The following is a 15,231-nucleotide window of genomic DNA, read 5'->3' as shown; positions in this document are numbered from 1 at the left end:
CTACTTTGGCCGAGACCCTACTGACTGCACTGGCTGTTTTTTTAAGGATTATTGCCAACCCTGCCGAGAATGTCTTCCAAAAGCAACTCACCGTACGGGGTACCCATCCCCTGCTCGTCAATTTCCTGACGTACGCACTATTGTCTTGTGTGTGCTTTGCCATGGCCTTCAACACGAAATGGGACGGATTGCCGACGCAGTTCTGGATGTACTCGGTGCTGGGCGGAATGGCGGGAGCGCTGGGCAACGGTTTTCTGGTCAGGGCGCTGCAACGGGGCGACCTTTCGGTCCTGGGGCCGATCAATTCCTATAAATCGGTGATTGGGGTACTTTTCGGGATTTTCCTACTCGGGGAAATTCCTAATCGGTGGGGCATACTGGGGATCACGCTGATTATCTGCGGCAGCTATTTTGTGCTCGATACCACGCCGGAAAAATTCCCGGGGAAACTTTTGCAAAAGCCGGAAATCCAGTACCGTTTGTGGGCTATGGTACTTACGGCCATTGAGGCGGTTTTTGTCAAGAAAATCATTCTGGCGTCATCCACCCTCCTCGCTTTCATGAGCTGGTGTTTTTTTGGAGCGGCTTTTTCATTGCTGCTTCTGTTTGTTTACCGGCTGGATATCAGAAAGGAAGTAGCCAGAGTCGAACGCCGCGATTTTGGTACGTACCTTTATCTGCTTGTTTGCATGGGTACCATGCAGCTGACCACCAACTACGCCTTCGCGCATATGGCGGTAGGTTATGCCTTGTCGTTGTTTCAGCTTTCGACGCTGGTAAGTGTGCTGCTCGGGTACCGAATCTTTCAGGAGGGAGACATGCGGAAAAAGCTGGCCGGTTCGATCCTCATGATTGCCGGGTCTGTGGTGATTATACTGCTGTAAAGCAATTGATTGGAAGTGTTCCCCTCCAAATTTCCGGCTATTTTATGTGAATGAAGGGTAGGTGCGGGGCTTTAATGAGTTCCCTTCTCAAATGCAGGTCAGCATGCTTCTAGTTGTCGTGGCACTTGTACGTAGACTCAAGGTACCTTGAACCCGGCACGAAATTTTCTGCTGTGAGGTATACCACTTCGTAGTGCCTGACGAACATGGTTCCTCAGGCACTGAAAGATGACCTTTCCCGGGTACCCGGTTTGGTACCTGAGCAAGTTATTACTATCCCATTCCTTACTAACTAATTTCCAAACCATTATGAATGAAAAGCTGAAAGAGTTGGACAAAAATCGTGAAGACAGTATCGACCAGTTTTTGACCACTAACCAAGGGCTGCGAGTCAGTGACGATCAGAATTCCTTGAAGGCAGGCGACCGGGGCCCTTCGCTGTTGGAAGATTTTATTCTCCGCGAAAAGATTACCCACTTTGACCACGAACGTATCCCCGAGCGGGTAGTTCACGCCCGGGGTGCGGCGGCCCACGGTATTTTTGAAGCCTACGACTCCAATTCTGAGTTTACAAAGGCTCATTTCTTACAACCGGGCGTTAAGACCCCGGTATTTACCCGTTTTTCTACGGTGGCTGGTTCGCGGGGATCTACCGACCTGGCCCGCGATGTGCGTGGCTTCGCCGTCAAGTTCTACACCCAGGAAGGGGTATTCGATCTGGTGGGCAACAATATGCCGGTCTTTTTTATTCAGGACGCAATAAAGTTTCCGGACTTGATTCATGCCGTCAAGCCCGAACCCAATAACGAAATTCCGCAGGCTGCTTCGGCGCATGATACCTTTTGGGACTTTATTTCCATCACGCCCGAATCCATGCACATGATCATGTGGGTCATGTCTGACCGTGCTATTCCCCGGAGTTTACGAATGATGGAAGGTTTTGGTGTGCATACTTTCCGGTTCATCAATAAGGAAGGCAAAGCGCGGTTTGTAAAATTCCATTGGAAACCCATGCTGGGGGTACATTCGGTCGTTTGGGATGAAGCGCAGTTGATATCGGGACGCGATCCCGACTTTCACCGTCGCGACCTCTGGGATTCGATCGAAAACGGCGACTTTCCCGAATGGGAGCTCGGCGTACAGATTGTAGAGGAAGAAGACGAACACAAGTTTGACTTCGACCTTCTGGATGCGACCAAAATTATCCCCGAGGAATTGGTGCCTGTGACCAAACTGGGCAAAATGACGCTCAACCGAAACCCCGACAACTACTTTGCCGAAACCGAGCAGGTAGCTTTTCACCTGGGGCATCTGGTACCGGGGCTGGATTTTACCAACGATCCGCTGCTACAGGGTAGGTTGTTCTCTTATACCGATACCCAGCTGAAACGCCTGGGTGGCCCGAATTTTCACGAAATTCCAATCAACCGTTCCGTAGCTCCCGTGCATAACAATCAGCGCGATGGGCACATGCGGCAGGAGATTAACAAAGGCCAGACTAGCTACAGTCCCAATACCATCGCGAAGGGCTGTCCCTTCCAGGCCGGACAGGATATGAGCGGATTTACGAGCTACGCCGAGCGGGTCGATGGGCAGAAAGTACGGGCTCGTAGCAAGAGCTTCATCGACCATTACAGCCAGGCTCTGCTATTCTGGAATAGCATGACGGACACCGAAAAAACGCACATCGTCAAAGCGCTGCGTTTTGAGTTGGGCAAAGTAAAAATGGAAGAAATCCGGAAACGGATGCTGATTCAGCTGGCTCAGGTCGATCAAAAGCTGGCCGTCCTGGTGGGAAATGGCCTGGGCTTGCAGGTACCTTCGGCCAAAGATGTGCAGCTCAACCTGGGCGTACCGGCAGACGCCGATCCGGCCGACTACCAGTCGGAACCCGCGAAGTCGGATGTCGGTAGCTCGGAAGCACTCAGTATGGACAAGCCGCAGAACAAGGGCATCAAAACCCGGCAAATTGCGATTCTGGCTGCCGATGGGGCCAGTGGCGCGCAATTGACCGCAATGAAAGAAGCGCTCATGGCCGAAGGGGCCATGGTCAAATTGGTGGCTCCCCATTTGGGTATGCTGAAACCTGACTCCGGCGAGGCGATGAAAATAGATGGTAGTTTACAGACCGAAGCTTCGGTACTCTACGACGCCGTGTACGTACCCGGCGGCCAGTCGAGCGTCGATACGCTGAAACAAGAGCCTGATGCAGTTCGGTTTGTGCGCGAGGCCTTCATGCACTGCAAGCCGATTGCCGCGAGTGGCGAGGGAGTTGATTTCCTGAAAGCTACGGAAAAGATGGGGGCCGACGGACTGCTGGACAGCGAAGGGGTTATTTCAGGACAAAACTCTGACGATGTACCTCAGCAATTCATCGAGGCCATCGGCAAGCACCGGTTCTGGAGCCGGGAGAAGTCGTTGGTTTAGAAAATACTAGCTAGCTTTATGCAAAGGTACCCCGCACGCGGGGTACCTTTGTTAGTTTTAGGGAGTTCAGAATTTATGACCTCGTATGAGTTCCATTCAATAATGTGTATGGTTCACCACATTGTTTTTCAGGTACAGCTTGTTCCTCTTACGATCTTTGTTGGTATGCTTCGCCGTGGCGCTGCCGTATACCCGCAGGAAGCCATTGCTCAAGGTGATCACCTCTTCGGCCCCTTTACCCATAAAATCAAACTGGTGAAAGACCGGATCAGGAAAATAGAGTTCCCCCTTGCCCCGATCATTGAGGCGGAATTTGTACCAGAAAAGTTCTTCCTGGCCATCGCCCCGCCAGTCGCCTTTCACAAAATCAGGATTGCCATTGATGGGCTGTCCCGGCCATTTGCTGAGTAAAATACCCGTATTGTCGAACCAATAAAGCTGGCTGGATAAGTACGGTTCGCCGATCTGACGGTTGCCGTACACTCTGCCACCGGCTACCACTTGCGGGATGGGCGTATTTTTCAGGAAATTACCTACCTGTATTTGCTGAGTGTGTTCGGCTACCTGCTGCCAGATGATTTTGCCCGTCATAGCTTCGTAGATAAAAATACCGGTTTCGCTATTGGCGGTCACGATATCCATTTTACCATCCCCGTTCAGATCGCCAAACTTGTAGCTGTCGGCGTGGTCGTGGTTATCGGGGAGCAGGTCAAAGCGGTTCCAGATTTCTTTTCCATTGGCATCGAGCAACAACGAACCTACCAGCACTTCGTCTATCCCATCGTTGTTCAGGTCCGCCGGGTAGATGTAGTGCCCGAGGTTGTCTTTCTTCCGATGTTCGGTGTGTATCCACAGTTGTTGCAAATCGGCATTGTAGGCGCTTACATGCATGGTACCCCCGTAATCGGTAAAGACGGCCAGTTCGTTGGGAATACCTTGGGTCAGCTTGGCGATGGCCAGGCGAAAATTGTTGTACACATGCGGCAGGGGTTGGGTGGGCCAGTCAGTTTGCTTTTTTACGCGGCCGGTTGCGCCGTTGGCCATGACCAGTAGTTCTTTTCCTTCCACCATGCGCCAATGCATTACTTCGGCCTTGCCATCACCGTCAAAATCCCACAGTACCCCCGGTGCTTCAAACTCCGAACGCTCTTTGGTGTACTCTTCCGGCGCTTTCCATTGCCAGAGTTCCTGGCCGCTGTGGTCATAGACATGCGCCGAAAAATCGGGTTCCAGCACCAGAAAATCGGTTTGCCCGTCGCCGTTGACATCACCAAATTTCACTGCGTTGGATCGGGGGATTTTATATTCCTTTAGCAGTTTTACATCGGGGTTCAGTTGCAGGGTACGTACCTTTTCTTCGTTCAGGGTAGGTACCTCACTCAGCACCAGTACATCAAATACAGCCCCCGGCAGGATGCGGGTGATTTTTAGGTAGTTCAGTCCCTGATGCAGGCGGAAGGTACCCCCTTCTTTCCAGCCCCAGGGTGCGCTCCCAAAAATACCAGCCGTTACCTGATCGTTTACGGCCACTTTGAACGAACCTTTTTCGCCGCCGCTTCTCACATAAAGATGATAGGTACCTTCATTTTCTACGTTCACCTGCGTCATCAGGTTCGTGGCTGAATTGAGCTTGATTCCAGTGTTATTAAACAGCCAGGGTACCCGCTGCTCGGCAGCCGTGGTAATCGTATTTCCTTTGGGTATCTCGTCTAGAAAAGATGATGCCGGAACTGGCAAAAGGCTCTGCGCGTGGGCATGGGGTAAGAGGAGAATGAAAAACAGGGGTAGGATAATGATGTGCTTCATAATACAAATTAGATGCGGTCCTACAAGGGTTAGCAAGAAACATTCCTTTTCTATATATAGACTATTTTTGAGTTTATTGCTACCAACCGTAGGGCAGTAAATTAATGCGCATTGCAAATACACTAAGTTAGAATGTCCAATTTTTTGGCTTAGTAGAACGATGTACTTTTCTCTTCTTCATTATCCAAAGGATATATTCTTAAAGTATTGAACAATTTATCCCAAACTAAGGTGTAAAATCCAAAATTATAATTTATATTTTGATGATGAATGTTATGAAATTTTGCCGTACCTAAGGTATTGATTAAAAATAGATGTGATATTTTTTTTGGTAGAACTTCCACATTAAGATGCGCAATTGTACCCCACAATAGATTTATAGAAAGATATATGGCTATACTCTCCGGAGGAAAATGAAAGACGTAAAGAAGTGCTATAATCAACATTCCGAACCCAATTGCTTCAATAGGATGAAGTACGAAAAGACTGATTGAATTGGTTGAATCGTGTTCATGATGCCTTTTATGCACCAATGGAAACAAGATTTTTGAATGCATTAATCGGTGAAAAAAATACATTAGAAAATCCATACAAAAAATCAGCAATATGGTTTTCAAAGCAATGTCTAAAAAAGTTGCATTTTCATGAAGTATAATATACTCATTTTTCCATAATATGACGCCTATTATGAATATAATAGCATTACAAAGTAAAACCACTACTAATAAGATAATGTCTTTTTTATAAATCGGGTATGATGCTTCTCTGAATTTTTGCTTTACCAGAGTTTTCGATAATAAATGATATACAAAAACAGAAATTAATAAAATTATTGCATTTAGGAGAACACTAATTATAGTAATCTCAAAATAGTTTTTATACTTTAATATTTCTATCATTTTTGAATTCAGATTTTTTATATATTCTCATACATGTAAATATGAGATATTTTTATCTTAGTTTTTACGCTAATTATAATGTATGGAATTTAGGATATAATTCTTGTGTGCGAAGCTACAATCACAAAAATTTTTCTGATTACAAGCTACCCCATGTACCCGATGCACGCATCAGGCAGGCTCTGAAATTAACCGAACCATTGATTGCTCATAGAAGTCCAAGGTACCCTACATATACCGACTACATCAAGCGCCGAGCAGAGTAAAGCCGGATATTTTTCACTGTCCAATAGGAAATTTCTGCTTTCCGGGCCTTTGTTACCCTGATGAATCAATTTCAATCCAAGCATCTATCCCGAATCCATGCGTTATCTGCTTACCATTTTTACCCTTGGCGTACTCTGCTGCGTGTCGGTTTCCTGTTCTAAAACCCAGTCACGAAGTACCCAATCAGGCGAGACCAAATCCGGTGGGGCGGCCCCCAATATCCTCGTCATTTACTTCGATGACCTGGGATACGGGGATGTGAGCGCCTATGGACAGACGACCCTGAAAACCCCCAACATCGACAAACTCGCCAGCGGCGGTGTGCGCTTCACCAATGGCTACGCTACCTCGGCTACCTGTACGCCCAGCCGCTACGGCCTGCTGACGGGTATCTATCCCTGGCGCAACGACGATGCCCGCATCCTGCCCGGCGATGCACCTCTGCTGATCGATACCAGCCTGGTGACGCTACCCAAAATGCTCCGGAAAGCAGGCTACCGCACCGCCATCGTGGGCAAGTGGCACTTGGGCTTGGGCAACGGCAGCGTGGACTGGAATCAGGATATTCAGCAGAATACCAACGACGTAGGGTTCGACTATTCCTACATCATGGCCGCCACCACGGACCGTACCCCCACAGTGTACATCGAAAACCGGCGTGTGGTGGGGCTTTCCAAGGATGACCCGCTGTTTGTGAGCTACAAGCAAAACTTTGAAGGATTGCCGACTGCGATCTCAAACCCTGAGCTGATGACCAAGCAGAAGTGGCATCACGGACATAACCAGTCGGTGCACAACGGCATCCCGCGCATTGGATTCCAGAAGGGCGGCAAGTCGGCCATGTGGCACGACGAGGACATGGCCGATGTGTTTCTGGGCAAAGCCAAGGCTTTTATAGACGACAACAACCCCAAAAAAACCGGTAAGCCTTTCTTTATGTACTACGCGCTGCAACAGCCGCACGTACCCAGGGTACCCCATCCACGTTTTGTGGGTAGGTCGGGCATGGGGCCACGGGGCGATGCTATCATCGAAGCCGACTGGTGCGTGGGCGAGATCATGAAAAAACTGGAAGAGGAAGGCCTGGCCAATAACACCCTGGTGATTTTCAGCAGCGATAACGGACCGGTACTGAACGATGGCTATTATGACGACGCCGTTGAAAAACTTGGCAATCACAAGCCCGCCGGGCCGCTGCGGGGCGGTAAGTACAGCCTGTTCGAAGCCGGGACCAAGGTACCCTTCATTACCTACTGGCCCGGTCACATCAAGCCGCAGGTATCCGATGCGCTGGTGTGTCAGCTGGATTTGACGGCTTCACTGGCCCAACTGGTTGGAGAAAATAATCCCGCCCCCGATAGCCAGAATATGCTCGCCACGTTATTGGGAGAATCGAAAAAAGGCCGGGACCAACTGGTGCTGGAAGCTTCGGGGCGGCTGGCCTTCCGCCAGGGCAATTATGTTCTGATTCCGCCCTACAAAGGAATACCGCTGATGAAAGAAGTGAACATCGAAACGGGGAATTCAGCCGACTACCAACTCTACGACATCGCTACGGATAAGGGCCAAAAGCAGAATATCGCCAAAGAACAACCCAAAAAACTCGAAGAAATGAAAGCGGCCATGCAACAAGCGGTAGGAGATAAATTCAAACCCGCCACGACGGATCTGGAATTGAAATAAAAAGTAGGACACGGTAGGAAACCGAAATGTGTACCGTGCCCTACTTTACCGATGCTTATCGACCACCGGGAACTCGGCAATCCGTAGGGTCGTGCAGCCGTAGGGAATCAGCGTCAAATCTTCCAGGGGGGTACCCAGGTTCAGATAGGGGTAGGAAGGGTAGGGTATTCTGGCGGTTTGATTTTGGTACTTCTCCCATAAAGGAATCCTTCGGCCCTTAACGGTAATCGAAATCGGGGCATTTTTCAAATTCCAGGGGTAATCAGCTATCGTCGGACTTACCACTACCTTCATAGAATCTGCATTCGCGTATTTAGTGGAAATGCCGTAGTTCCAGGGAGTCGTGGCGGTTACTTCGTAAAAAGTATCCGGGTAATCGGCGGTTTTCACTTCCTTCCATTCCTCCCCGATTTTGAGGGCATATACCAGCGGCCCGCGCTCCATACCCAGCGAGCGTTCGTACCACTGCGAAAACCGGATTTCCATGGGTAGTTGCAATTCAACTACGTCATTTTGGGCCCAGCTGCGGTTCAGGATTACGATTTTTTCTCCCTGATAGGGCTGTGATTTTCCATTGACCGTAATCACCGGATTCTTACACCATTCCGGAATACGCAGATGCAGCGGGAATTTTACTTTTTGGGCGGTCTGGTAGCGAAACCGGATTTTGTCTTCAAAGGGGTAGTTGGTTTCTTCGGCAAAGACTACCTCCTGACCATCGGCCACTTGGGCCTTCACAACCGAGGCACCGTACACCAGCGCCGCCAGACCGTTGTCGGCGGAAGCGTACCACATGTTTTGCACGTACTTGGGGTACCCCTGGTGCATGTTGGACACGCAGCAGGGGTACCCTGTGGTGGTGCCGAACACCAGCCGGGCGGTGCGGTCGTCGGCAAAGTTGCGGGGCTGGTCGGTCACCTCCACCTGATTGACCTGCTGAAAATACTGCTTCCGTAGGTAGGCATCGTCGTGCTGCGTGGGCAGTACATTAAAGGCGATTTTTTCCAGATAATCGGCATAGAATACGTCGCCCGTAATGGGCAGGATACTTTCGAAGGAGTACATAAACTCCACCGCCGAACAGAGCTCCGAACCCTGCGTAGGGTCGTTGCCATGCATGGCTTCGTCGCCGCCGTACATGCCATTCACAAATCCGTGGACATCCCGCAGCGCCGACAAGCCCTCCTTTACCGCCTGCATGTACTTGGTTTCGGGATGCTGCTGGTAGTAAATCAGAGGCTCCTTGATGCCCTGCGCCACATTGACACAATGCAGGTCGGGGTATGGATTGACCTTGCGCAGGGTGTTGTCCGTCAGCACGGTGGTCCAATCGAAGGTTTGCTTATGAATCAGTTCGGCCAGATCGAGCAGGTACCTTTCTTTGGTAATGTTATAAAGCCAGTAGACGATCTGCAGATTATCACCGCCGCGCTGCTCGGCCCAGAAAGTCCACTTGCCCAGCGGATTGACGGGTAGATTTTTAAGCTGGTACCGAAAATATTTATCCATCAAAGTGAGCACCCGCTTGTCCTGCGTGGCGGTGTAGTATTGTTGCAGGGCTTTCAGCATCACCATCTTGGGCCACCAGTCTTCGCTGACGTCTTGCTGGGTACCCGGTATTCGCTGCATCGTTTTGGCATCGAATGGGTAGGGGCCAAAGTACCCATCGGGACGCTGATGTTTGATGCTCCACTCCATCCAGGCCTGCGCCTTGGCTTTCAGCTTTTCATCGTTCAGGATGTAGGCCAGGGGTACCAGACCGTCGATCCAGTAGGGACCGCGCTCCCAGCTGTCGCCGGTGCCGCCAAGCCAGCCGTTGCTAGGGCCGCACACGACGGCGTAGATGCTGTCGAGGTGGCCGGTGAGGCCATCGCGCTGGATTTCAAGCATTTTGCGAAGCCATCCCTGCGGCTGGATCGCGCCTAGTGGCAGCGCTGTGTAGGGTTGAGCGACCAACGGCGCCTGATTGGTAATGTAGTGGGCGTTGCGTGGCTGCGCCGTAAGCGAAAAAGGGAGGTAGACAAGAAGAAAAAGGAACAGGAGGCAGGGCTTCATCGATTTTGAAAGTAGGTCTTTGCTTCTAAAGAGCGAAGCTACCCGGAAATAACCCCAACCTACCTTTCCTGCTCACGTCCTCTATTTTAACTTCTTCGGAAAAACCTGATGGGTATCCGCCCACTCCTGCCATTTTTGCCCCATTTCCTGCACAAGTTCAGGATTTTGGGCGGCAATATTATGGCGCTCGGTGCGGTCGTTGTTGAGATCGAACAATTGCCAGGCGGGTTCCTCTATTTTCTTCACCATTTTATAATCCCCCTTCCGCACGGCGCAGTAGGTCTGGTGTTCCCAGAAAAGGTACTCGCGATCGAGGGGCTTGTCCTGCTCAATGACCCCCATCAGACTCTTACCCTGCATAGGCGTGATGGTTTGTCCACCGTGAAAAGTAGCCGGGTAGGTAGCGCCGCTCGCCTCCACAAGAGTAGGCATGAAGTCAATGAGATGCCCGATTTGATTGGTGAACTTCCCCTGTCGGTTTTTGGGCAGTCGGGGTGAATGCACGATCATGGGCGTGGCGATACCCCCTTCGTAGGGTTTGACTTTATATTCAAAAAACGGCGTGTTGGAAGCATTAGCCCAGCCGATGCCGTAGGACACCGCCCCGCTGAAATTGGGGTCGTTGATCCGGCTGAAAGGGGCCGATCCGAGTTCGTGGTAGTTCTCGGCGCAGGCACCATTGTCGGCCAGGAAAATGATCATGGTATTATCCATCAGCTTTTTGCTTTCCAGATAATCCAGCACCTTGCCCACATTGTAGTCTACGGCATAGACCTGCGCGGCGTAGACCGCCATGCGGTAGGCTACGGTATCTTTTTCGGCCTGGCTCAGCTTTTCCCAGGGACGTACCCGGCTATCGCGCTCCGAAAAGCCCCATTTGGGGTCGATCAAACCCATCTTGATTTGCCGGTCCAATCTTTGTTGCCGGATTTTGTCCCAACCTACCTGGTAGGTATCCTTGAATTTTTCGATGTCCTGATGTTTGGCGTGCAGCGGCCAATGGGGTGCATTGTAGGCCAGGTACCAGAAAAACGGATCGTCGGTTTCCTGGGCTTTTAAAAACTCAATACCCCGGTCGGTAAAGGCGTCGGTGGTGTAATAGTTTGGGTCGGTAGGTGGATCGAGTTTTTGATTATCCAGCCACACGCTACGACCGCCCTGGGGCCTGAGATAGCTGGTGGCCCCGGCCGGAATCCCGTAGTAGCGGTCGAAGCCGCGTTGCCGGGGCAATTTCTCTTCGCCGTGCATGCCCACGTGCCACTTGCCGGTCATATAGGTACGGTAGCCATTGGTTTTGAGGACTTCGGCCAGCGTGACGCAGTTGCGGTTGAGGTACCCCTGGTAGCCGGGGGTACCCCAGTGGAAGTCCTCCGGTCGCTCGGGGTCTTCGGCCATTTGTCCGATGCCCGCCTGATGGGGATACAGCCCCGTGAGCAGACTAGCCCGGGTAGGGCAGCAGCGACCCGTATTATAAATCTGCTTGAATCGTAGACCGCCTTTGGCCAGTCGGTCTATGTTGGGCGTGGTAATCTCGCCGCCGTAGCAGCCGATGTCGCTCCATCCCATATCGTCCACCATGATGAGCACGATGTTGGGCTTTTTGGAAGCTACTACCGGTTGCTCTTTGGGGATGAGGGAGAGCAGAAACAGCAGGCCAAGCCCAGCCAGGGATAGTCGGATGTACATATTGAGAAGGTTTTGCAGTCAGGAGCAATAAGCAGTGTTTCAAAGATTGTTGATTTGCAGAGGTACCTCATCACGGGCATCGATTCCTACAGTATTCAACAGCGGCCGCCCCATGCCTTCCCATTGAACGCGCATGGTATCCCCTTCGGCGAGCTGAATCCCCGCCCCAAAACTGAACGCATCGGCCCCCAGAAAATGAACATGCAGATCGAACGGAAGGCGGTGGTTGTCGTACTTGAAGTGGTGGTACTCCAGATTCCTAATGCTGTGGGCCATGTGGGTTTCACCGGTTTTGATCGCCTGCTTCCAGAGTGTTTTCCCCTGCCTTTCCACGGATACTTCTCCCGGTACATCCTCGATGGTGCCGGCCAGAACCAGTTCGGGGCCGATGGCGCAATTTCTGATTTTGGAGGGAGCCAGGTAGAGGTAGTTCTTCTTCTCCATCACGTGATCCGAAAATTCGTTGGCTGTGGCAAAACCAATCCGGTGCGGGGTACCCGTCTCATCATTGATATACACCGCCGCCAGCTCGGGCTCTTCGCCGCCGTCGTCGCCAAAGTTGGGGATGGTCAGCACGGCATTGTGGGGTTTTAACACGCTGCCGTTGCCCTTGTAAAACCATTCGGGCTGTACCCCGATACCACCCGGAGCGGGCTTTCCGCCTTCCAGGCCCCACTGGTATATTTTCATGCTGTCGGTCAGTTGACTGGCGGCCTGGGCATCGTGCATTTTCTGCCGGTTCTCGGCGCTGGCCTTGTGGGTCAGTCCGGTACCCGACACCATACAGAAGCGCGGGTCGAGCGGGTGATCGACCGCGGGCAGAAGCCGCCAATCGGAGGTACCCTCGTACACCGCATCGTAGGGGAGGTGATCCTGGGTTCGTTTTGCGTTGATCAGAGCTTCCAGGGTAGTACTGTCTTTTAGCGCCGAAATAGCCAGGGCGTACACGCTATCGTATTCGTCGATCAGAATGAGGCGGGGTTCTTCGACCAGGGCAATCCGGCGGTTATGTTGGATATCGATGAGTTGTACGATTCGCATGGTTGGGGATTGTTTAGGGTATATTTTTTAATCATCAATGGGTTCTTTCTCGTAATCGCTGTCATTGACCCAGCCAGTCGGGATTTTCTCGCCCTTCATGTAGCGTTCATAGAAGCCGTTGACGTCCTGACTGAACGGGTGCTGCTCATAAAGGTACCCGTAGCCCATCATCCGCAGGTCGCCCTGAGCCAGCAGCTTGGCTTCCATTTCTTTCTCCATCGCTTTTTTGACAGATTGGTACTTAGGTACCTCAGCTAGGTTATTCACGCAATCCGGGTCTTTTTTCAGATCGAACAGTTCCTCCGTGGGACGTTTGCCAAAGGCCATTTGCCAAAAGGTTTTGTCCACACCATTGCGCCGGTTGTTGAGAATCAGCGTTTTGGTCGCGCCGCCGTCGCAGTTGAGGTACCCCGTTTCGGGATTGCAGGCCGGCCAGCGGTCGTTCTCGTAATTCTTGAGGTACAGCATGCCGTTTTTATGAAGTCCCCGGATAGGGTACCCTACATCCTTGGGGCGGCCGTAGTCGTGTCGTTCCTGCCCAACGAGCTGAAAATTGCGCTCCGGTTCGATCTGCCCGCTTTTGGTACTGTTGAAAATGGGCACGAGACTTTTCCCGATCATGGGGTGCATACCCGACTGGGCCAGATCAATGCCCGCCACATCCAGGTAGGTAGGGGCTAGGTCAGTCATGTTTACGTAGTCGTTTACCTTGCGTCCGGGATTTTTAATGCCGTTTTTCCACATAATCGCGAAGGGTACCTGGTTGGCGTTGGCGTAGGCATTGCCCTTCACGCGGGGAAACGGCATCCCGTGGTCGGAGGTATAAACAATGAGGGTATTGGCCAATTGACCATTTTCTTCGAGCGTTTTCAGCACGCGGGCTACGTGGCTATCCATGTACTCGATCTCGTAGGCATAGTCGAGCAGGTCGGTGCGGGTGGTGAGGGAGTCGGGGAAATAGGCCGGGACGTGGTCGATCATGTCGGGGCGTTTACCGCCTTTCTTGATGCCCGCGCCGTACTCATAAGCCCGATGGGGTTCGGTAAAGCCCAGCCAGAAACACCAGGGTTGTCCCTTAGCCTGTTGCACAAAATCGGCAAAATTTCCGGCGTAGTCGTTATCGGAAATATACTGGGCCGGTGGGGTAGTTTTGAGGCGGGAAAAGTTTTTGATCAGCAATTCCCGCTTCGATCCGTCTTCGTTCAGGGCAACGCCCGGCGCGTAGCCTTTCCCGGTATAACCCACAAAGTACCCCTGGTTGGCCAGGGCCTCGGGGTAGGTTTTGAAAGCGTTGGGAAAATAGATCACGTGATTCATGCCCGCTTCCAGTTGCCAGGGATTGCGGCCCGTGAGCATACAGGCCCGCGAAGGCGCGCACTTGGCGTTGGGCGTGAAGGCGTTGTTGAAAAGGATACCTTCCCGGGCGATACGATCGAAAGCGGGCGTATTGACCCACTTCACGCCGTAAGCGCTCATATCACGCCCGGCGTCGTCGGCCACGAGGTAGAGGATATTGGGGCGGGAGGGCTCGGGAGGAGCTTCTAAAGAAATGTAGCCCGATAGTACTACCGCGATTGATACTATTGAAATGAGTCTTTTCATGGTGATTCTATCTATGGGATTTTGGGCTTGCTGAGTACCCGGAAAAGCGTTCGTTCTGTAATTTTTACCTAAGGGAGTCGTGTCTTGGTTTTAATAAATCAACCGTGTGGTACCTTGACCGCTTACTCAATTCTTTTGGCCGGAAGAATCTTAAATCGTATATTGAAGATAATACCCGAGCTCAGATGCTCCAAGTTCGGCCATTTATTCCTACACCAAAACATAATAACCATGGTTTTAAGAAGCCTGATTCTGATCTGCTTATCCTTTCCACTCCTCTCGCTTTCATGTTCGCGCGATGATTCGCCCGAATCTCCAGCCGGAGACGATACCTTTCGGGCAGTAGCTACGGGAGGCTTGAACTTCGACGTCAGTGGAACTACCAAAGCGGCGCTGGTTTACTATCCTTCCCCCAAAAAAACGGTGCTGACGCTTGAACTTGTTGCGCCGGAAGGTCAGTGGAGGCGTTTAGTTTTCAATGTCTGGAATTACAACCGCGAAGGCGTCCGTGACAAACTGTACCTGGTGTACTCTCCCCCTCCTGGCAGCCCGACGGTAACTACCGACGAAGCGGTCTCGGGTTCCCTGATGCCAGATGCCAGTTCGATAGGATGGGTCGACTTCAATTCCGGGCAGATAGAATTCGAGTACTACGGCACTGACCGCGTCCGGGGGACTTTCATCGCCAACCTGAAAACCAACGACCCCCGACTGCCCTTGAAAGAGACCGTTGTGCTTGAAGGTCGCTTCGACACTTCCTACAACAAAATCACCAAATAGCCCCTGACCATTCCTCTCATTCTTCCTTCTCACGCAAAGCTCGTCCATCGTAGATGTACAGCATCATTTCGGCCGAGCGGCTGGCGTTGAAGAGTTTTTCT

The 15,231-nt window shown here is 51.5% G+C and carries 10 protein-coding genes; 4 read left to right on the top strand and 6 right to left on the bottom strand.

Annotation, left to right across the window (positions count from 1 at the left end; genetic code table 11):
- Positions 1-5: 5 nt before the first annotated feature.
- Positions 6-884, top strand: a complete 879-nt coding sequence (locus GBK04_RS03130) for an EamA family transporter (RefSeq protein WP_152756770.1) — start codon at positions 6-8, stop codon at positions 882-884.
- A 309-nt stretch (positions 885-1,193) separates the two neighbouring features.
- Positions 1,194-3,311: a catalase gene (locus tag GBK04_RS03125; RefSeq protein WP_152756768.1), complete on the top strand. Its 2,118-nt coding sequence runs from the start codon at positions 1,194-1,196 to the stop codon at positions 3,309-3,311.
- A gap of 96 nt (positions 3,312-3,407) precedes the next feature.
- Here GBK04_RS03125 and GBK04_RS03120 read toward each other — a convergent pair whose 3' ends face one another.
- Positions 3,408-5,117, bottom strand: a complete 1,710-nt coding sequence (locus GBK04_RS03120) for a rhamnogalacturonan lyase family protein (RefSeq protein WP_152756766.1) — start codon at positions 5,115-5,117, stop codon at positions 3,408-3,410.
- Positions 5,118-5,266: 149 nt separating this feature from the next.
- The gene (locus GBK04_RS03115) at positions 5,267-6,016 is read right to left on the bottom strand and encodes a sterol desaturase family protein (RefSeq protein WP_152756764.1); all 750 of its coding nucleotides are present in this window, start codon (positions 6,014-6,016) and stop codon (positions 5,267-5,269) included.
- 363 nt (positions 6,017-6,379) lie between these two features.
- Between GBK04_RS03115 and GBK04_RS03110 the strand changes: the two genes are divergently transcribed.
- On the top strand, positions 6,380-7,966 hold the full coding sequence (locus tag GBK04_RS03110; RefSeq protein WP_152756762.1) for a sulfatase family protein: 1,587 nt from the start codon (positions 6,380-6,382) through the stop codon (positions 7,964-7,966).
- Between the two features lie 45 nt (positions 7,967-8,011).
- Here GBK04_RS03110 and GBK04_RS03105 read toward each other — a convergent pair whose 3' ends face one another.
- The 4 genes from GBK04_RS03105 to GBK04_RS03090 form a co-directional block, all read right to left on the bottom strand.
- Positions 8,012-10,021 (bottom strand): beta-L-arabinofuranosidase domain-containing protein, encoded by a 2,010-nt coding sequence (locus GBK04_RS03105; protein WP_152756760.1) that lies wholly within the window; start codon positions 10,019-10,021, stop codon positions 8,012-8,014.
- 81 nt (positions 10,022-10,102) lie between these two features.
- Positions 10,103-11,707 (bottom strand): arylsulfatase, encoded by a 1,605-nt coding sequence (locus tag GBK04_RS03100; protein WP_152756758.1) that lies wholly within the window; start codon positions 11,705-11,707, stop codon positions 10,103-10,105.
- Positions 11,708-11,746: 39 nt separating this feature from the next.
- Complete coding sequence (gene araD1 / locus GBK04_RS03095) at positions 11,747-12,748, bottom strand: AraD1 family protein (protein WP_152756756.1); 1,002 nt, start codon at positions 12,746-12,748, stop codon at positions 11,747-11,749.
- 27 nt (positions 12,749-12,775) lie between these two features.
- On the bottom strand, positions 12,776-14,350 hold the full coding sequence (locus GBK04_RS03090) for a sulfatase family protein (RefSeq protein WP_152756754.1): 1,575 nt from the start codon (positions 14,348-14,350) through the stop codon (positions 12,776-12,778).
- Positions 14,351-14,581: 231 nt separating this feature from the next.
- Here GBK04_RS03090 and GBK04_RS03085 point away from each other — a divergent pair, with 231 nt between their 5' ends.
- Entirely contained in the window at positions 14,582-15,130 is a 549-nt protein-coding gene (locus tag GBK04_RS03085) for a hypothetical protein (protein WP_152756752.1), read from the top strand.
- The last annotated feature ends 101 nt before the right edge of the window (positions 15,131-15,231 follow it).

The sequence above is a fragment of the Salmonirosea aquatica genome, from assembly GCF_009296315.1.
Taxonomy (GTDB): Bacteria; Bacteroidota; Bacteroidia; order Cytophagales; family Spirosomataceae; genus Salmonirosea; species Salmonirosea aquatica.
Note: the sequence above shows the minus strand (reverse complement) of the source record. Positions and strands in the feature narration are given on the sequence as shown.